The sequence below is a fragment of the Pseudomonas sp. PI1 genome (genome assembly GCF_000812405.1).
GTDB lineage: Bacteria > Pseudomonadota > Gammaproteobacteria > Pseudomonadales > Pseudomonadaceae > Pseudomonas > Pseudomonas citronellolis.
Genome location: NZ_JWMC01000102.1, coordinates 151,075 through 168,914, shown reverse-complemented (window position 1 = coordinate 168,914; position 17,840 = coordinate 151,075). Strand labels below are relative to the sequence as shown.

Here is a 17,840-nt window from a genome sequence, read left to right as displayed (position 1 = left end):
TGTTACTTGTGATGCTGATAATCTTGCGATCACCAGTCTTAACTCACAAGCACCCACACGAATTGCTTGATTCAACTTGTTAAAGAGCAGTTGGCTGATTCTTTCGTCTCAACCGAGGCCGCGCATTCTACGCCAACCTCTTATTTCGTCAAGCGTTATTTTCAGAATTTTTCGTTCCTACTCAACCGCTTGCGCTTTCGATCGGCCGGAGCTTCTCGTCAGCGGGAGGCGCATTCTACAGCGATCAAACTCGCTGTCAAGCACCTCGGCGATCTCCCCTTTGGCTCGCTGCCGGAGCAGCTGTCGAACCCAAAGGCGGCAAGTGAATCACCCGCCTGACCACCACCCCAACTTCCAACATGCTTAAGTGCTTGATTTTCAAGCTCTTTCAGCGTTTCGTCGCTGGGAGTGGTGCGCATTATATGGAGTTAAAACCCCCCGTCAACACTTTTCTGAAAGTTTTCACTCGGCCAGCAAAGTGACCTTCGCGAACGCCTTCTTGCCGGCCTGCACTACATGAGTAGCACCGACCTTGAAGACGAAGCTGCGACCCACGGCATGACCGTCGACGCGCACGCCCCCGGCACCCAGCAGGTCGCGAGCCACGGCGGAGTTCTTCACCAGGCCGGCGCGGTTCAGCACGGCGCCGATGGGCAGGTCCTCGGTGGCGGCCACTTCCACTTCCGGGATGTCTTCCGGCAGTTCGCCTTCCTTCAGGCGATTGCCTGCGGACTTGTGGGCATTGGCAGCGGCTTCTTCGCCATGGAAGCGGGCGACGATCTCTTCCGCCAGTTTGATCTTGACGTCGCGCGGGTTGGCACCGGCCTCGACATCCTTGCGCAGGGCATTGATCTCGTCCATCGAGCGGAAGCTGAGCAACTCGAAGTAACGCCACATCAGAGTGTCCGGAATGGAAACGAGCTTGCTGTACATGACGCCCGGCGCTTCCTGGATACCAATGTAGTTGCCCAGGGACTTGGACATCTTCTTCACGCCGTCCAGACCTTCCAGCAGCGGCATGGTCAGGATGCACTGCGGCTCCTGGTCGTAGGCGCGCTGCAGCTCGCGCCCCATGAGCAGGTTGAACTTCTGGTCGGTGCCGCCCAGTTCCACGTCGGCGCGCAGCGCCACCGAGTCGTAGCCCTGCACCAGCGGATAGAGGAACTCGTGGATGGCGATGGACTGGTTGCTGGCATAGCGTTTGCTGAAGTCATCGCGCTCGAGCATGCGGGCGACGGTGTACTGGGAGGCGAGACGAATGAAATCGGCCGGAGTCAGCTTGTCCATCCAGGTGGAGTTGAATGCCACCTCGGTCTTGGCCGGGTCGAGGATCTTGAAGACCTGGGACTTGTACGTCTCGGCGTTCTCCAGCACCTGCTCGCGGGTCAGCGGCGGACGGGTGGCGCTCTTGCCGCTGGGGTCGCCGATCATCCCGGTGAAGTCTCCGATGAGGAAGATCACCTGATGGCCGAGGTCCTGGAACTGGCGCAGCTTATTAATGAGGACGGTATGCCCGAGGTGCAGGTCCGGCGCGGTCGGGTCGAAGCCCGCCTTGATCCGCAGTGGCTGGCCACGCTTGAGCTTTTCGACCAGCTCGGCTTCCACCAGGAGTTCATCCGCACCACGCTTGATCAGCGCCAGCTGCTCTTCGACCGACTTCATCACAGTTCCCGTTCCGTTTTTCCGGCAATCAAAAGGGAACCAACCATACAAGATCGGACACTAAAAACAAGTTTTGCCCGGCGTACGGGGAAATGGCGTCAAACCCTGGGCGATAGACTTGCTTCGAGGGGAATTTGGTTATATTTTAGGCAGTTATTTCACATTCCAAAAACACCACTCATGCCATGACGCAATCGAATCAGAAAGCGCCCTACTATCCGAAGAGCCATCTGCTGGCCGCAAGCGGTGTAGCAGCGCTCCTCAGCCTGGCTCTGCTGGTGTTCCCCTCGAGTGAAGTCGAGGCGAAGAAGACCACGCTCAATCTGGAGCTGGACGGCGGTTCCGACCGCATCATTCAGGAAAAGGACGACCTGCGAAGCCCGCAGGTCACCGAGAACAGCGATTCTCCCTTCGCACGGATCGAAGGGCAGAACGACGACAACCGCGCCGGAAAAGACGCGGAAGAAGAAAAGAAAGCACTCAAGGCCTCCAACGATACCCAGCCCGCCACTCCCGCCGAACCGGCCTGGAAGCGCGTGACCGTGGGCAAGGGCGACACCCTTTCCACCGTCTTCGCCAAGGCTGGCCTGCCGGCCGGCCTGGTGCACGACGTGCTGGCCAGCGGCAAGGACGCCAAGCAGTTCACCCGCCTGGACGTCGGCCACGAAGTCGAGTTCCTGATCAGCCCGCAAGGCGAGCTGCAGAGCCTGCGCATCAAGCAGAGCGACCTGGAGACCATCAGCCTGAACAAGTCCGCCAAGGGCTATGCGTTCAAGCGCGACCTGGTCAAGCCGGACGTGCACACCGCCTACGCCCATGGCCGCATCGACAGCTCGCTGTTCACCGCGGGCAAGGAAGCCGGCCTGTCCCATGACCTGATCATGGCCCTGGCGAACATCTTCGGCTACGACATCGACTTCGCCCTCGACCTGCGCGAAGGCGACCAGTTCGACGTGATCTACGAGAAGAAGGTGGTCAACGGCCGCCAGGTGGACACTGGCAACATCCTCGCCGCGCGCTTCATCAACCGCGGCAAGGAATACACCGCGGTGCGCTTCACCAACAAGGCCGGCAACACCAGCTACTACCGTGCCGACGGCACCAGCATGCGCAAGGCGTTCATCCGCACCCCGGTGGACTTCGCCCGCATCAGCTCGCGCTTCTCCATGGGCCGTCTGCACCCGATCCTGAACAAGATCCGCGCGCACAAGGGCGTCGACTACGCCGCGCCCATCGGCACGCCGATCAAGGCCACCGGCGACGGCAAGGTGATCGAGGCCGGGCGCAAGGGCGGCTACGGCAACGCGGTGGTCATCCAGCACGGCTCGACCTACCAGACCGTCTACGGCCACATGAGCCGATTCGCCAAGGGCATCCGCAGCGGCGTCGCGGTCAAGCAGGGGCAGATCATCGGCTACGTCGGCATGACCGGCCTGGCCACCGGCCCGCACCTGCACTACGAGTTCCATATCAACGGCAAGTACGTCGACCCGCTGAGCGCCAAGCTGCCGATGGCCGACCCGCTGGCCGGCCCGGACCGCAAGCGCTTCCTGGCCCAGACCCAGCCGCTGATGGCGCGCATGGACCAGGAGAAGCCCACCTCCCTGGCCATGAACAAGCAGCAAGAGCAGCAGCGCTGAACCATGGCGCTCTACCTGGGGGTGATGTCCGGCACCAGCCTCGATGGCCTGGACATCGCCCTGGTCGAGCAGGGTGAAGACTCCACTACCCTGCTCGCCTCCCACTACCTGCCCATGCCCGCGGACCTGCGCGCCGAACTCCTGGCCCTGTGCGCCAGCGGCCCCGACGAGATCGCCCGCGGCGCCTGCGCCGAGAATGCCTGGGTGCGGCTCGCAGCCCAGGGCATCCTGGAACTGCTGCAGCGCCAGCAACTGCCGCCGCAAGCCATCCGCGCCATCGGCAGCCACGGCCAGACCGTGCGCCACGAGCCGCAGCGCGGCTTCACCGTGCAGATCGACAATCCCGCCCTGCTCGCCGAGCTGACCGGCATCGACGTGGTGGCCGACTTCCGCCGCCGTGACCTGGCTGCCGGCGGCCAGGGCGCGCCGCTGGTCCCGGCCTTCCACCAGGCGCTGTTCGGCAACGAGAAGCAGCGGGCCGTCCTCAACGTCGGCGGCTTCAGCAACGTCTCGCTGCTCGCCCCGGGCGAGCCGGTACGCGGCTTCGACTGCGGCCCGGGCAACGTGCTGCTGGACAGCTGGATCCACGACCAGCGCGGCGAATCCTATGACCGCGACGGCGCCTGGGCGGCCAGCGGCCAGGTGAACGACGCACTGCTGCAGCGCTTCCTCGCCGATGACTTCTTCGCCACCCGCGGGCCGAAGAGCACCGGGCGCGAGCGTTTCAACCTGCCCTGGCTGAAGGCGCAGTTGGCCGAAGGCCCCGCCCTGCCCGCCGAGGATGTGCAGGCCACCCTGCTGGAGCTCAGCGCCCGCAGCATCGCCGACTCCCTGCTGCATGCGCAGCCGGGTTGCGAAGAGGTGCTGGTATGTGGCGGCGGCGCCTTCAATGGCGCATTCATGGCGCGCCTGGCGGCGCACCTGCCCAAGGCAAAGGTGGCCAGTACCGCGGAATACGGCGTGGCGCCGGAATGGATGGAGGCCATGGCCTTCGCCTGGCTGGCGCACCGTTTCCTCCAGCGCCTGCCCGGCAACCGCCCGGAAGTCACAGGCGCGGCCGGGCCACGGATACTCGGCGCCCTCTACCCCGCCTGATACAAACGAAAACGCCGCGCAGATGCGCGGCGTTTCGTCATTACGGCCGACTCAGATCGAGAACGACTGTCCGCACCCGCAGGTGGTGGCGGCATTCGGGTTCTTGATCACGAAGCGCGAACCTTCCAGGCCTTCCTGGTAGTCCACCTCGGCGCCGGCGAGGTACTGGAAGCTCATCGGGTCGACCACCAGGCTGACGCCATCGCGTTCCACCACGGTGTCGTCGTCCGCGGTGTCCTCGTCGAAGGTGAAGCCGTACTGGAAGCCCGAGCAGCCGCCGCCGGTGACGAAGACGCGCAGTTTCAGACGCGGATTGCCTTCTTCGTCGATCAGCGTCTTCACCTTGTGCGCGGCCCCGTTGGAGAAGATCAGCGGGGTGGGGGTGAAGGTCTCGATGGTCATGTCAGATGTCTCCCGGCCGAAGCCGTACGTTACAACATTGCGGGCTATTATCCGCTTACCCGAGAAAAATGGTCAACTAAGCCAGGTCAATCCTTCGTCGAACATCCTTCGGGACGGGCTCCCGCAGTGGGAGCCCGGGGCCCGCCTCAGGGCAGCAGGGCCACGTTGGACAGGCCCAGGCGCTCGTCCAGGCCGAAGAGGATGTTCATGTTCTGGATCGCCTGGCCGGACGCGCCCTTGACCAGGTTGTCGATCACCGACAGCACCACCACCAGGTCGCCGCCCTGCGGACGGTGCACGGCAATGCGGCAGACGTTGGCGCCGCGCACGCTGCGGGTCTCCGGGTGGCTGCCGGCCGGCATCACGTCGACGAAGGGTTCATTGGCGTAGCGCTCCTCGAACAGCTTCTGCAGGTCCACGCCGCGATCGGCCACCTGGGCGTAGAGGGTGGCGTGGATGCCGCGGATCATCGGCGTCAGGTGCGGGACGAAGGTCAGGCCGACATCGCCCTTGGCGGCGCGGCGCAGGCCCTGGCTGATTTCCGGCAGGTGGCGGTGGCCCTTGACCGAGTAGGCCATCATGCTCTCGCCGGCCTCGCAGAACAGCGAACCGACCTTGGCGCCGCGACCGGCGCCGCTGACGCCGGATTTGCAGTCGGCGATCAGCCGCGAGGTATCGGCCAGGCCGGCTTCCAGCAGCGGGATGAAGCCCAGCTGGGTGGCGGTCGGGTAGCAGCCGGGCACGGCGATCAGGCGCGCCGATTTGATGGCCTCGCGGTTCACTTCCGGCAGGCCGTAGACGGCCTCAGGCAGCAGCTGCGGCGCGCCGTGGGGCTGGCCGTACCACTTGGCCCACTCATCGGCATCCTGCAGGCGGAAGTCGGCGGACAGGTCGATGACGCGGGTGCCAGTGGCCAGCAGCTCGCCGGCCAGGGCATGGGCCACGCCGTGCGGGGTGGCGAAGAACACCACGTCGCAGGCGCCCAGGCGCTGCACGTCCGGCACGCTGAAGGACAGGTAGTCGTAGTGGCCTCGCAGGTTCGGGTACATGTCGGCGACCTTCACACCCTCCTCGGAGCGCGAGGTGATCACCTCGACGCGCGCCTCCGGATGCTGGGCCAGCAGGCGCAGCAGCTCCACACCCGTGTAACCCGTACCACCTACGATACCGACCTTGATCATCTGTCCGTCACTCCGCCAATAAGGGGCTCACTCAGAACCGCCAATGATAAGAGCGCGGGCCCCGCATGAACAGGCCGAAGCGCCGCGGGCGACGAGTCGCCGGCAGGGGCGTGCGACTTCGCGGGGATGACGCTGGCACGGGGCTGCCACTACTATCAGCGCAACCGTGACCCGAGGAGCTATCGATGCTGTATCTGTGGATAAAGGCCCTGCACATAGTCGCAGTGGTCTGCTGGTTCGCCGGCCTGTTCTACCTGCCGCGCCTGTTCGTCTACCACGCCATGAGCGAGGACGCCGCCAGCCGCGAGCGCTTCCAGGTGATGGAGCGCAAGCTCTACCGCGGCATCATGGGCCCGTCGATGATCCTCACCATCCTGCTCGGCGCCTGGATGCTCTACCTGACCCCGGGCTGGCTGAGCCAGGGCTGGCTGCACGCCAAGCTGACCCTGGTGGTCCTGCTGATCGGCTACCACCACGCCTGCGGCGCCATGCTCAAGCGCTTCGCCCGTGGCGAGAACCGCCGCAGCCACGTGTTCTTCCGCTGGTTCAACGAAGTCCCTGTGCTTTTCCTGCTGGCCATCGTCATTCTGGTCGTGGTCAAACCTTTCTGAATCCTGCCCGGAGCCTCCCATGTCCCTGCCCGCCCTGCTCGACCGCCGTCTGCGCCTGCCCCTGGTGGCGGCGCCCATGTTCCTGGTGTCCAACCCGCAACTGGTGCTGGCCTGCTGCCACAGCGGCATCGTCGGCAGCTTCCCGGCGCTGAACCAGCGCGAGAGCAGCGGCTTCAAGGCCTGGCTGGAAGAGATCGAGGCCGGCCTGGCCAACGCCCCGCAAGCGGCGCCCTATGCGGTGAACCTCATCGTCCACCACAGCAACCCACGCCTGCAGGCGGACCTTGCGCTGTGCGTGGAGCACCGCGTGCCCATCGTCATCACCAGCCTGGGGGCGGTGCGCGAAGTGGTCGATGCGGTGCACAGCTATGGCGGTCTGGTGTTCCATGATGTGACCACCCGCCGCCATGCGGAGAAGGCCGCCGAAGCCGGGGTCGACGGGCTCATCGCGGTGGCCGCAGGCGCCGGCGGCCATGCCGGCACCTGGAGCCCCTTCGCGCTGGTCGCGGAGATCCGCCAGTTCTTCGACAAGACGCTGCTGCTGGCGGGCTGCATCAACCGCGGGCACGAGATCCTGGCGGCGCAGATCCTCGGCGCCGACCTCGCCTACCTCGGCACGCGCTTCATCGCCACCCGCGAGAGCAACGCCTCCACCGCCTACAAGAAGATGCTGCTGGAAGCCCGCGCCGCCGACATCATCCACACCCCCGCGGTCTCCGGCGTGCCGGCCAGCTTCATGCGCCAGAGCCTGGAGGCCGCCGGCTTCGACATGGCGCGCCTGAACGAGAAGGGCGAGCTCAACTACGGCGAGAAACTCAAGCCGGTCAACGACGAGGCCAAGGCCTGGAAGACCGTCTGGTCCGCCGGCCAAGGCGTGGGCAACATCAGCGACCTGCCGTCGGTGGACGAGTTGGTGGCGCGCCTGGACCGGGAATACCGCGACGCCCTCCAGCGCGGCGGCGCCCTGCCCGGCCTGCTGCGTCCCTGAACGGGGCTCGCAAATCCGCGCATGCTGGCTTGTTGCCCTCTGGGCCTGCGATTAGGCTGTAGCCAGAAGCTGCAGCCCAATCAACCGACAAGGATGCCCCTCGATGGATGAACCACGCTACAAGATCGTGTTCGACGGCACGCTGATGCCGCAGACGCCGCTGGAAACCGCCAAGGAGAACCTCGCCCGCCTGTTCAAGAGCGACCTGGCGCGCATCGAGGCACTGTTCAGCGGGCAACTGGTCGTGCTCAAGCGCGACCTTTCCGAGGGCGAGGCCGACAAGTACCTGCAGGCCCTGCACAACGCCGGCGCCCAGGCGCGCAAGGAATCCGACCTGGTATCCAGCCTGTCGCTGGTGGAGACCGAGGATCACCCCGGCGCCGAGCCCCAAGCCGCGGAACAGGCGGCCAGCGCCGAGCGGATGACCTGCCCGAAGTGCGGGCACGAGCAGGCCAAGGCCAGCGAGTGCAGCGCCTGCGGCATCATCATCGACAAGTACCTGGCGCGCCAGGCCGAGCTGTCCGCGAGCCAGCCCATCGCCGCGGCGCCGGCCGCCACTGCCAGCTCCAGTTCCAGTTCCAGTTCCAGCAATGCTGCCCAATCGCCCTACGCCACCCCGCAGGCACCGGTCGGCGAGGCGCTGCCGGAATACGGCGAGCTGCAGTACTTCACCGTCCAGGGGCGCATCGGCCGCGTCCGCTACCTGGGCTGGAGCATGGGCATGATCCTCGCCATGATCCCGCTGTTCATCCTCTTCGCCGCCCTCACTGCGGCCTCCCAGACGCTGGGCGCCCTGGTGCTGATCGCCGCCTGCGTCGGCATGGTCGTGGTCAGCATCTTCTTCGGCGTCCAGCGCCTGCACGACATCGGCTGGTCCGGCTGGCTGTGGCTGCTCAACTTCGTGCCCGTGGTGGGCAGCGTCATGGCCCTGCTGATGCTGCTGGTGCCGGGCAGCGTCGGCGCCAACCGCTACGGCCCGCCGCCGCCGCCGAACAGCCGCGGCGTGACAGGCCTGGCCTGGGCGTCGATCCTGGTGCCCGTCGTCGGCATCCTCGCCGCGATCGCCATCCCGGCCTACCAGGGTTACCTCACCCGCGCCCAGGAGGCGGCCTACAGCCAGGACCAGAGCTACGACCCGGCCGCGACCGCCGAGCCCCAGGCCTACGACGACGAGGACGCGGCCGCCGTCGAAACCGACGAGCCCTCGGAGCAATAGCCCACGGCAATGGGGCGCGCTAGAATCCGCGCCCCATTCCGGAGACCCATCGATGCCTCGCTATGCCCTGATCACCGGCGCCTCCAGCGGTATCGGCCTCGCCCTGGCCGAGGCCCTGGCGCGCCGCGGCCAGGCCCTGATCCTGGTGGCGCGCCAGCGCGATGCCCTGGAAAGCATCGCCTATGAGCTGGCCCAGCGTTTCGGCGTGGATGTGCTGTTCCGTATCTGCGACCTGTCCGAGCCGCTGCAGCTCTCCGGGCTGCTGCATGAGCTGGAGCAGTCCGGCCGGCAGATCGAGCTGCTAGTGAACAATGCCGGCTTCGGCAGCGGCGGCGCCTTCGTCGAGCAGGACTGGTCCCGCGAGCAGGAGATGATCGAGCTCAACGTCCTCGCCCTGGCGCGCCTGTGCCACGCCATCGGCGGGCAGATGGCGCGCAGCGGCGGCGGGCAGATTCTCAACGTGGCGTCGGTGGTCGGCTTCATGCCCGGCCCCTGGATGAGCAACTACTACGCCAGCAAGGCCTACGTCCTGCACCTGTCCGAGGCCCTGCGCAGCGAACTCAAGCGCCACGGCGTCAAGGTCTCGGTGCTGTGCCCGGGGCCGACGCGCACGGCCTTCTTCCGCAATGCCAGCGTAGAGGCCGCCCGCCTGGATGGCAGCAAGCTGATGATGAGCCCCGAGGAAGTGGCGCTGATCACGGTAAAGGCCCTGCGGCGCAACAAGGCCATCATCATCCCCGGCTGGCGCAACCGCCTGATGGCCTGGAGCCCGCGCCTGGCGCCGCGCTGGCTGGTGCGCTGGATCGCCGGGCGGGCCAACCGCTCGGTGCTGCCCAACCCGTAGCTCCAGCGCGCCAGGCTGTGTTCCCCGGCCGCGGCCGGCTAAACTGCGGACCATCGCCCCCTACCGGAGGACATTCCCATGGACTGCCTGTTCTGCAAGATCGCCGCGGGGGAAATCCCGGCGCGCAAGCTCTACGAAGACGACCAGGTCATCGCCTTCCACGATATCGGCCCGCAGGCGCCGGTGCATTTCCTGGTGGTGCCGAAGCGCCACATCGCCACCCTCAACGACCTGGAGGAAGCCGACAAGCCGCTGGCCGGGCACATCCTCCTCACCGCTCAGCGCCTGGCCGCCGAGCAGGGCTGCGCGGAAGGCTTCCGGGTGGTGATGAACTGCAACGACCTGGGCGGCCAGACCGTGCACCACATCCACATGCACGTCCTCGGCCAGCGCCAGATGCACTGGCCGCCGGGCTGAGCCGCCAAGCGCAGGGCGGCCACGCAGCCGCCCCACCGCAAGACCTGTCATCGGCAATCCGTTAAACTGGCCGCTGTTTTCCCTTTCGGAGGTGCGCCATGTCCGCCGACCGTCACTACTCCCCCGCCGACCGTTTCCTGCTGCAGGCCGATGCCGCGCTGCGCACCCTGCTGCCCTTCAGCGGTCACCCGGCACGTCCGTCGCCGGCCATCGTGCAGCCCGACGCCGAGCTCGACGAGGCCGACAGCCGCCACATCGCCGGGCTGATGCGCATCAACCACACCGGCGAGGTCTGCGCCCAGGCGCTGTACCAGGGCCAGGCGCTGACGGCCAAGCTGCCGCACGTGCGCAAGGCCATGGAAGAAGCCGCCGACGAGGAGGTCGACCACCTGGCCTGGTGCGAACAGCGCATCCGCGAACTGGGCAGCCGCCCAAGCCTGCTCAACCCGCTGTTCTATGGCCTGTCCTTCGGCGTCGGCGCGGCGGCGGGGCTGATCAGCGACCGCATGAGCCTGGGCTTCGTCGCCGCCACCGAGGACCAGGTGTGCAAGCACCTCGACGAACACCTGGAACAACTGCCGGCCGAAGACCAGAAGAGCCGCGCCATCCTCGAACAGATGCGCATCGACGAGGAACAGCACGCCAGCAACGCCATCGAGGCCGGCGGCCTGCGCTTCCCGGCGCCGGTCAAGTTCGGCATGACGCTGCTGTCCAGGGTGATGACCAAGACCACCTACCGCATCTAGGCTTCAGGCTTCAGGCTTCAGGCTTCAGGCTTCAGGCTTCAGGCTTCAGGCTTCAGGCTTCAGGCTTCAGGCTTCAGGCGAACAGCATGACGCGCTCTTCGCTCTTGCCTACCGCCTACCGCCTACCGCCTACCGCCTAAAACCTGCAGCCATCTCAGTGCGGCATGTTGCGACCGTAGAAGATCTCCAGCATCTCGTGGCGGACGCGCTCTTCCACCTGCTTGCGCTGCTCCGGCGAGAGGTTGTTCGTGGCATCGCCGAACAGGTAGTTGTCCAGGTCGAACTGCTTGAGCAGCATCTTGGTGTGGAACAGGTTCTCCTGGTACACGTTCACGTCGGTCATCTGGTAGGCCTCGTACGTGTCATCGGAGAGGTAGTTCTGGATCGAGTTGATCTCGTGGTCGATGAAGTGCTTCTTGCCCTCCACGTCGCGGGTGAAGCCGCGCACGCGGTAGTCCACGGTGACGATGTCCGAGTCGAACTGGTGGATCAGGTAGTTGAGCGCCTTCAGCGGCGAGATCACCCCGCAGGTGGAGACGTCGATGTCCACCCGGAAGGTCGCGATGCCTTCCACCGGATGGATCTCCGGGTAGGTGTGCACGGTGATATGGCTCTTGTCCAGGTGCGCCAGGATGGTTTCCGGTAGCGGCCCGGGGGATTCCTCGATCTGGCTGTCGGTCGGGGTGACCGGCTGCTCGGAGATCAGGATGGTAACGCTGGCGCCTTGGGGGTCGTAGTCCTGACGGGCGATGTTCAGGATATTGGCGCCGATGATGTCGACAACATCGGTGAGGATCTGCGTCAGGCGCTCGGCATCGTACTCTTCGTCGATGTACTGCACGTACGCCTGCTGGTCTTCCGGCGTCTCGGCGTAGCAGATGTCATAGATGTTGAAGCTCAAGGTCTTCGTCAGGTTGTTGAACCCGTGGAGCTTGAGTTTGCTTTTCACCGTGGGGGAACTCTCTTCAATGCGGCTCTGCCGCGTGGTTGAGCATGCCCGTCAGATGCTTACGGCGCACCTGCGTAGGACGGTTTACACCTCTTCGCGTTGGCGATTGTGGTTGCTTGGTTTGGGGCCTGGCCCCGAAAAAAGGTGGCGCATTATGCAGAGGTCGGGCGACCTCTGCCAGCCTTTACGCCACCGCCATGACGATCCCGTGACGAGAGGATGTCAGCCGAGCTCGACGATCTCGTAGTCGTGGGTGATCTCCACGCCCGCGCGGCCGAGCATGATCGAGGCCGAGCAGTACTTCTCCGCCGACAGCTCGACGGCGCGCTTGACCTGGGCTTCCTTCAGGCCGCGGCCCTTGACCACGAAGTGCACGTGGATCCTGGTGAACACCTTCGGGTCCTCGCCGGCGCGATCGGCCTCGAGGAAGGCCTCGCAGCTCTCCACCGGCTGGCGGCCCTTCTTCAGGATGCTGACCACGTCGAAGTTGGTGCAGCCGCCCAGGCCGAGCAGCAGCATCTCCATCGGGCGCACGCCCAGGTTGCGGCCACCGGCATCGGGCGGACCGTCCATCACCACCACATGACCGCTGCCGGATTCACCGAGGAACATGGCCTCGCCGGCCCACTGGATTCTCGCTTTCATGCACAGGCTTCCGCCGGAAAAAAGGGGGCGACAGCTTATCACAAGGCCTGGAATGCCCGGCGATGTTGACCAGGTCTCAATTCGAGCCCTGACACCTTAACGTTCTATTATGCTGGCGTCATTTTACTGGCACACTCACGAGGTTAAATTGACAGCCCGACCAGCTTTTGATTGTCGGCGCCAGAACGTCTGTTTAAGCTCTTGCCATCAAAAAAGACCGCCAGCCATCGAGCTGCGGCACCGATGCTCGGGGGAGAGCGTCGTAACGTCACGGTAAGCCAGCCAGGGACGACACATAACAACTCGACAAAAGCGCCTGTCGTGCACAGGGCCATTCTTATAATTTCGGGACTCGGGCATGGTAGCTATTACCCTTACACCCAAACACAAAAACCTCGACAAGTTGCTCGCACACTGTCACCGCCGCCGCTACACCCCAAAGAGCACCATCATCTACGCCGGGGATCGTTGCGAAAGCCTGTTCTTCATCATCAAGGGCTCGGTCACCGTCCTGATCGAGGACGACGATGGCCGGGAAATGATCATCGGCTACCTCAACAGCGGTGATTTCTTCGGCGAGATGGGGCTGTTCGAGAAGGACGGCAGCGCCGCCCAGGAACGCAGCGCCTGGGTTCGCGCCAAGGGTGAATGCGAGGTCGCAGAGATCAGCTACACCAAATTCCGCGAACTCTGCCTGCAGGACCCGGAGATCCTCATCACCCTTGGCAGCCAGATGGCCGAGCGCCTGCGCAAGACCACGCGCAAGGTCGGCGACCTGGCCTTCCTCGACGTCACCGGACGCGTCGCCCGCACCCTGCTGGACCTGTGCCAGCAGCCGGACGCCATGACCCACCCCGACGGCATGCAGATCAAGATCACCCGCCAGGAAATCGGCCGTATCGTCGGCTGCTCCCGGGAAATGGTCGGCCGCGTGCTGAAGAGCCTGGAAGAGCAGGGTCTGGTGCATGTGAAGGGCAAGACCATGGTGGTGTTCGGCACCCGCTGAACTCCGGCAGCAAGAGCGCCGCTTGCCTCCATGGGGGAACGGCGTTCTTCCAGCTGTGCCCGTGGTGCGGCTTCGCCTGCGGAGTGGGGCGCAGAACGTAGGGAGGCTCGGGCATAGGAGCAACTGTCTGCGCCGAGGCGTTTTTCGTAGGATGGGTTGAGCTTGCGAAACCCATGCGGTTGCGCTGATGGGTATCGCTTCGCTCAACGCCATCCTACGAAAAGCCATGCTCGCTCATGCGGTAGGAGCGGACTTTGTCCGCGATTGGACTCCTCGGCCACGCCGGACGGAACGCCGCCTCTCCCGTCAGGACGGGGCGCACATGGAGAGGGATCGGAGGCAAAGGCGAACACCTTTGCTGACCCCTCTACAACAATGCCAGCCTTCCTGATTGCGCCTCCCTACAAACTCAATCCGGATCGGCGCCCAGCACAGCACTACGGCGCTCGGGGAAGAACAGCCGCTTGAGCTCGACACCCGGATCATCGGCACGCATGAACGCCTCGCCGACCAGGAACGCATACACCTCGTTGACCTCCATCAGCTCGATGTCGGCACGGTTGAGGATGCCGCTCTCGGTCACCACCAGGCGATCGCGCGGAATCTCCGGCAGCAGGTCGAGGGTGGTGTCCAGGCTCACCTCGAAGGTGTGCAGGTTGCGGTTGTTGATGCCGATCAGCGGGGTGTCCAGGGTCTTCAGCGCACGCTCCAGCTCATCGCCGTCGTGTACCTCGACCAGTACGTCGAGGTGCTGTTCCTTGGCCACCGCGGCCAGTTCGGCCATGCGCGCGTCGTCCAGCGCGGAGACGATCAGCAGGATGCAGTCGGCGCCGATGGCGCGGGCCTCGACCACCTGGTAGGGGTCGATCATGAAATCCTTGCGGATCACCGGCAGCGCGCAGGCGGCGCGGGCTTCCTGCAGGTAGGCGTCGCTGCCCATGAAGTAGTCGATGTCGGTCAGCACCGACAGGCAGGTAGCCCCGCCTTCCTGGTAGCTGCGGGCGATGTCCGCGGGCGAGAAGTTCTCGCGCAGGATGCCCTTGCTCGGCGAGGCCTTCTTCACCTCGGCGATCACCGCCGGCTGCTTGCGCTGGACCTGCGCCAGCAGCGCCGCGGCGAAGCCGCGCGGCGCGTCGGCGGCGCGGGCGCGCTGCTCCAGCTCGGCGAAGGAGACGTGCGCGCGGCGCTCGGCGACTTCCTCGGCCTTGCGGGCCAGAATCTTCTGCAGAACCGTGGGCACAGTCACTGTGCATTCTCCTCTCGGTAAACGGCGGTAAAGGCGGCCAATTCGTCCATTTTTTCCCGGGCCAGGCCGGTGTGCAGGGCATCGTGGGCCAGGTGCATGCCCTCGTGCAGCGTGCTGGCGAGGTCGGCGGCGTAGAGCGCGGCGCCGGCGTTGAGCACGATCAGCTCGGCGGCCTTCTGCCCGGCCTCGGTCCTGCGCCGGCCGAGGGCGTCGCGGATCAGTTCCAGGGACTGCTGCGGGCTGTCGACGGTGAGGCCGATCAGCGTCTGGCTGCGGATGCCGAAGTCTTCCGGCTTCACTTCGTACTCGCGCACCTCGCCGTCCCTGAGCTCGGCGACGTGGGTGGCGGCGGCCAGGCTGAACTCGTCCAGGCCATCGCGCGAATGCACCACCAGCACGTGCTCGCTGCCCAGGCGCTTGAGCACCTCGGCCAGCGGCCGGCACAGGGCCTGGTTGAACACGCCGACCACCTGGTGGCGCACGCCCGCCGGGTTGGTCAGCGGGCCGAGCATGTTGAACAGGGTGCGCAGGCCCAGCTCACGCCGCGGGCCCGCGGCGTAGCGCATGGCCTTGTGGTGGACCTGGGCGAACATGAAACCCACGCCGACGCTCTCGATGCAGCGGGCCACCTGCTCGGACTTCAGGTCCAGGTAGATGCCGGCGGCTTCCAGCAGGTCGGCGCTGCCGCTCTTGCCGGACACGGCGCGGTTGCCGTGCTTGGCTACCTTGCCCCCGGCGGCGGCGACCACGAAAGCCGAGGCCGAGGACACGTTGAAGATGTTGGCGCCGTCGCCGCCGGTGCCGACCACGTCGACCACGCGGTCCAGGCTCTGCAGCTTCACGCCGTCGGCCAGCTCGCGCATCACCGAGACCGCGCCGACGATCTCGTCGATGGTCTCGCTCTTCATGCGCATGCCCATGAGGAAGGCGCCGATCTGCGCGTCGGTGCACTGGCCGGTCATGATCTCGCGCATGACCGCCTGCATTTCCTCGGTGGAAAGGTCGAGCTGGTTGACCACGCGGTCGAGGGCTTCCCTGATGTTCATGCGCGCACCCCGCCCTGCTGCTTGAGGAAGTTGGCCAGCATCTCGTGGCCCTGCTCGGAAAGTATGGACTCGGGGTGGAACTGCACACCCTCGACGTTCAGCGTCTTGTGGCGCAGGCCCATGATCTCGTCCACGGAGCCATCGTCATGGGCGGTCCAGGCGGTGATCTCCAGGCACTCGGGCAGGGTTTCGCGCTTGACCACCAGGGAGTGGTAGCGCGTCTGCGTCAACGGGTTGTTCAGGCCGGCGAACACGCCCTGGTCGGTGTGGAACACCGGGCTGGTCTTGCCGTGCATGACCTGGCGCGCGCGCACCACGTCGCCGCCGAAGGCCTGGCCGATGGACTGGTGCCCCAGGCACACGCCCAGCAGCGGCAGCTTGCCGGAGAAACGCCGGATCACCTCCAGCGACACACCCGCCTCGTTGGGGGTGCAGGGCCCGGGGGAGAGCACGATGCGCTCGGGGTTCAGCGCGGCGATCTCGTCGACGCTCAGCTCGTCGTTGCGAATGACGTGGATGTCGGCCTTCAACTCGGCGAAGTACTGCACCAGGTTGTAGGTGAAGGAGTCGTAGTTATCGATCATCAGCAGCATGTCTGCTCGGACCTCAATGATTGCACTGCTTTCGGTTCGCGTCGCCGGCGCACCCGGGGCGGCCTGGGCAGGACCTGGCCATTATGCCAGCGGATGGGGGGACGAACGCGGGGAAGGGACCGGCGCGAGGGCCGGGAAAGAAGGAATCAGGCGCGCCAGCGCCAGCGGGCGAATGCCTTGAGGAGGGAGATGAGGATGCTGTTGCGGTGAATCACGGTAGCGATCTCGCCAGATGATTGCCGAACAGTAGCCGATGGCCGCCCGGCAGCGCAAGCCGCACGGGCCCGCGCGGCGCCGGGAGCCGGCGGGCGGCTAGCGGCAGGCCTCCAGCGCAGCGCGCAGGCGGGCCTCGTAGCCCAGGTGCTGCTGGCGCTCGGCGAGCAGTGCGCGGACCTTGGTCTGCAGCGAGTCGGAAGGATGCAGGAGGGAAGTGGCGAACACCGGCATGGGGACAGCCGGCGCCCGGCAGGGAATGGCGACCGGCACCCGCACTTCGAGCGCGGCCGGTTGGGTTGGCGCCGCGGCGGTGCAGGCCGCCAGCAGCGGCAGGCCCACGAGGAGAAGAACTTTCATGGCGCCAGCTCCTGGTCGATGAGCTGGCGCGCAGCGGCGCAGTCCTCGCCGTCGCTGTGCCCCGCCAGCAGGCGCTGGGCGGCCGCCTCGTGGACATCCGCCTGCACCTGGGCCGCCCGCAGCGCCTGGGCGGCGTCGATCTCGCGCTTCCGCGCGGCGAGCGCCAGTTCATCCAGGCGGCGGTTCTGCTCGGTCAATTGGGCCTGCAACGTGCTGCGGCCCTGGGCACAGAGCACACCCTCGACGCGGGCGGCATCCAGTTGCGGACGCAGGTGCCGGGCCGCGAGCCAGGCGCCCACGGCAACGCCGAGGCCGATCAGGAGCAGGACGACGGCGAGCTTCCGGTACAGGCTCATCCCAGCACCTCCTGCGCCCGTCGCCACAGTTTCCGGCGCTCGGCCAGGCCATTGAGGCCGCCGTTGATGCGCCGGGTGATGTCCTCGAAGCGCCCGGCGTCGGCCAGTTCGTTCAGGCCCGCGTCCGCCCACCACCAGGCCGCCGACTCGCAGGCCCAGCGCGGTTCGGCGAGCGACTCCGGGTGGGCCTCGAAGGCCTGGCCGAGCGCCATGCCGACGCGCCGATAGTTGGCCCGGCCGGTGATCTGCAGCAAGCCACGGCCGCGGTAGCGCCAGCCATCGCCGGAAGCCTCGTCGCCATTGCCGTTGCGCCCGGCGTAGGCACAGTTGGCGATGGCCTGGGGCTGGTAGGCCAGTCGGCAAGCCAGCGCGGTGGGCTTGCCGGCGGCGTTGCGGAAGCGCCGCGGCCAGGTGTCCGCCAGGCCCTGGGCGCTGTAGGCGAGGTTTTCCACCAGGCGCGTCAGCCCGGCGCTCTCGTGGCCGACCTGGGCGAGGAAAGCGGCGGCGCGCGGCGCTCGGTCAACCCCGTGGGCACGCATCGCCGGCGCCAGCCAGGGCAGGACCTGGCCGGCCCGGGGAAACAGCTGCAGCAGTTGTTGGTCGGTGATCTCCATGCTGCCCTCC

At 66.1% G+C, this 17,840-nt stretch carries 21 protein-coding genes; 10 read left to right on the top strand and 11 right to left on the bottom strand.

What is annotated here, in order from left to right:
• The first annotated feature begins 66 nt into the window (after positions 1-66).
• Positions 67-339 (top strand): hypothetical protein, encoded by a 273-nt coding sequence (locus RN02_RS34090; RefSeq protein WP_177331086.1) that lies wholly within the window; start codon positions 67-69, stop codon positions 337-339.
• Positions 340-462: 123 nt separating this feature from the next.
• On the opposite strand, the gene tyrS is transcribed toward RN02_RS34090, so the two are convergent.
• On the bottom strand, positions 463-1,662 hold the full coding sequence (tyrS, locus tag RN02_RS31040; protein WP_043319297.1) for a tyrosine--tRNA ligase: 1,200 nt from the start codon (positions 1,660-1,662) through the stop codon (positions 463-465).
• A gap of 185 nt (positions 1,663-1,847) precedes the next feature.
• Here tyrS and RN02_RS31035 point away from each other — a divergent pair, with 185 nt between their 5' ends.
• Together RN02_RS31035 and RN02_RS31030 are read left to right on the top strand one after the other, a co-directional pair.
• Positions 1,848-3,302 carry a peptidoglycan DD-metalloendopeptidase family protein gene (locus RN02_RS31035; RefSeq protein WP_043319295.1) on the top strand — a complete coding sequence of 485 codons (1,455 nt, stop codon included), beginning with the start codon at positions 1,848-1,850 and terminating at the stop codon, positions 3,300-3,302.
• Positions 3,303-3,305: 3 nt separating this feature from the next.
• Complete coding sequence (locus tag RN02_RS31030; RefSeq protein ID WP_043319291.1) at positions 3,306-4,397, top strand: anhydro-N-acetylmuramic acid kinase; 1,092 nt, start codon at positions 3,306-3,308, stop codon at positions 4,395-4,397.
• Positions 4,398-4,448: 51 nt separating this feature from the next.
• On the opposite strand, the gene erpA is transcribed toward RN02_RS31030, so the two are convergent.
• A complete protein-coding gene (gene erpA / locus RN02_RS31025) occupies positions 4,449-4,799 on the bottom strand; it encodes an iron-sulfur cluster insertion protein ErpA (RefSeq protein WP_009615673.1) in 351 nt (116 codons plus the stop codon).
• A gap of 146 nt (positions 4,800-4,945) precedes the next feature.
• On the bottom strand, positions 4,946-5,980 hold the full coding sequence (argC, locus tag RN02_RS31020; protein WP_009615672.1) for an N-acetyl-gamma-glutamyl-phosphate reductase: 1,035 nt from the start codon (positions 5,978-5,980) through the stop codon (positions 4,946-4,948).
• Between the two features lie 188 nt (positions 5,981-6,168).
• Between argC and hemJ the strand changes: the two genes are divergently transcribed.
• The 6 genes from hemJ to coq7 all read left to right on the top strand — a co-directional run bounded on the left by hemJ (position 6,169) and on the right by coq7 (position 10,802).
• Positions 6,169-6,591 (top strand): protoporphyrinogen oxidase HemJ, encoded by a 423-nt coding sequence (gene hemJ / locus RN02_RS31015; protein ID WP_173427880.1) that lies wholly within the window; start codon positions 6,169-6,171, stop codon positions 6,589-6,591.
• 19 nt (positions 6,592-6,610) lie between these two features.
• Positions 6,611-7,579 (top strand): NAD(P)H-dependent flavin oxidoreductase, encoded by a 969-nt coding sequence (locus RN02_RS31010; RefSeq protein ID WP_009615670.1) that lies wholly within the window; start codon positions 6,611-6,613, stop codon positions 7,577-7,579.
• A gap of 103 nt (positions 7,580-7,682) precedes the next feature.
• A complete protein-coding gene (locus tag RN02_RS31005; RefSeq protein WP_043319289.1) occupies positions 7,683-8,795 on the top strand; it encodes a DUF805 domain-containing protein in 1,113 nt (370 codons plus the stop codon).
• A gap of 52 nt (positions 8,796-8,847) precedes the next feature.
• Positions 8,848-9,639, top strand: coding sequence for an SDR family NAD(P)-dependent oxidoreductase (locus tag RN02_RS31000; RefSeq protein ID WP_009615668.1), 792 nt, complete (start codon positions 8,848-8,850; stop codon positions 9,637-9,639).
• A gap of 78 nt (positions 9,640-9,717) precedes the next feature.
• Positions 9,718-10,056: a histidine triad nucleotide-binding protein gene (locus RN02_RS30995; protein WP_009615667.1), complete on the top strand. Its 339-nt coding sequence runs from the start codon at positions 9,718-9,720 to the stop codon at positions 10,054-10,056.
• Between the two features lie 98 nt (positions 10,057-10,154).
• Positions 10,155-10,802, top strand: coding sequence for a 2-polyprenyl-3-methyl-6-methoxy-1,4-benzoquinone monooxygenase (gene coq7, locus RN02_RS30990; RefSeq protein ID WP_043319287.1), 648 nt, complete (start codon positions 10,155-10,157; stop codon positions 10,800-10,802).
• Positions 10,803-10,956: 154 nt separating this feature from the next.
• Here the strand turns inward: coq7 and speD are convergent, their stop codons facing one another.
• Together speD and RN02_RS30980 are read right to left on the bottom strand one after the other, a co-directional pair.
• Positions 10,957-11,751 (bottom strand): adenosylmethionine decarboxylase, encoded by a 795-nt coding sequence (speD, locus tag RN02_RS30985; RefSeq protein ID WP_043319285.1) that lies wholly within the window; start codon positions 11,749-11,751, stop codon positions 10,957-10,959.
• A gap of 222 nt (positions 11,752-11,973) precedes the next feature.
• Positions 11,974-12,396, bottom strand: a complete 423-nt coding sequence (locus tag RN02_RS30980) for an OsmC family protein (RefSeq protein ID WP_009615662.1) — start codon at positions 12,394-12,396, stop codon at positions 11,974-11,976.
• 358 nt (positions 12,397-12,754) lie between these two features.
• Between RN02_RS30980 and crp the strand changes: the two genes are divergently transcribed.
• Positions 12,755-13,402: a cAMP-activated global transcriptional regulator CRP gene (crp, locus tag RN02_RS30975; RefSeq protein WP_043319283.1), complete on the top strand. Its 648-nt coding sequence runs from the start codon at positions 12,755-12,757 to the stop codon at positions 13,400-13,402.
• A gap of 409 nt (positions 13,403-13,811) precedes the next feature.
• Here the strand turns inward: crp and trpC are convergent, their stop codons facing one another.
• The 6 genes from trpC to RN02_RS30945 all read right to left on the bottom strand — a co-directional run bounded on the left by trpC (position 13,812) and on the right by RN02_RS30945 (position 17,830).
• Positions 13,812-14,648: an indole-3-glycerol phosphate synthase TrpC gene (trpC, locus tag RN02_RS30970; protein WP_043319281.1), complete on the bottom strand. Its 837-nt coding sequence runs from the start codon at positions 14,646-14,648 to the stop codon at positions 13,812-13,814.
• The gene (trpD, locus tag RN02_RS30965) at positions 14,645-15,694 is read right to left on the bottom strand and encodes an anthranilate phosphoribosyltransferase (RefSeq protein ID WP_043319279.1); all 1,050 of its coding nucleotides are present in this window, start codon (positions 15,692-15,694) and stop codon (positions 14,645-14,647) included. The genes trpC and trpD overlap by 4 nt, the downstream gene beginning before the upstream one ends.
• Positions 15,691-16,287, bottom strand: a complete 597-nt coding sequence (locus RN02_RS30960; RefSeq protein WP_009615655.1) for an aminodeoxychorismate/anthranilate synthase component II — start codon at positions 16,285-16,287, stop codon at positions 15,691-15,693. The genes trpD and RN02_RS30960 overlap by 4 nt, the downstream gene beginning before the upstream one ends.
• Positions 16,288-16,599: 312 nt before the next feature.
• Positions 16,600-16,860: a hypothetical protein gene (locus RN02_RS30955; RefSeq protein ID WP_043269236.1), complete on the bottom strand. Its 261-nt coding sequence runs from the start codon at positions 16,858-16,860 to the stop codon at positions 16,600-16,602.
• Positions 16,857-17,216, bottom strand: coding sequence for a hypothetical protein (locus RN02_RS30950; RefSeq protein WP_043319277.1), 360 nt, complete (start codon positions 17,214-17,216; stop codon positions 16,857-16,859). Before RN02_RS30950 ends, RN02_RS30955 begins: the two co-directional genes overlap by 4 nt.
• Positions 17,213-17,830, bottom strand: a complete 618-nt coding sequence (locus RN02_RS30945; protein WP_043319275.1) for a glycoside hydrolase family 19 protein — start codon at positions 17,828-17,830, stop codon at positions 17,213-17,215. The genes RN02_RS30950 and RN02_RS30945 overlap by 4 nt, the downstream gene beginning before the upstream one ends.
• Positions 17,831-17,840 lie beyond the last annotated feature (10 nt).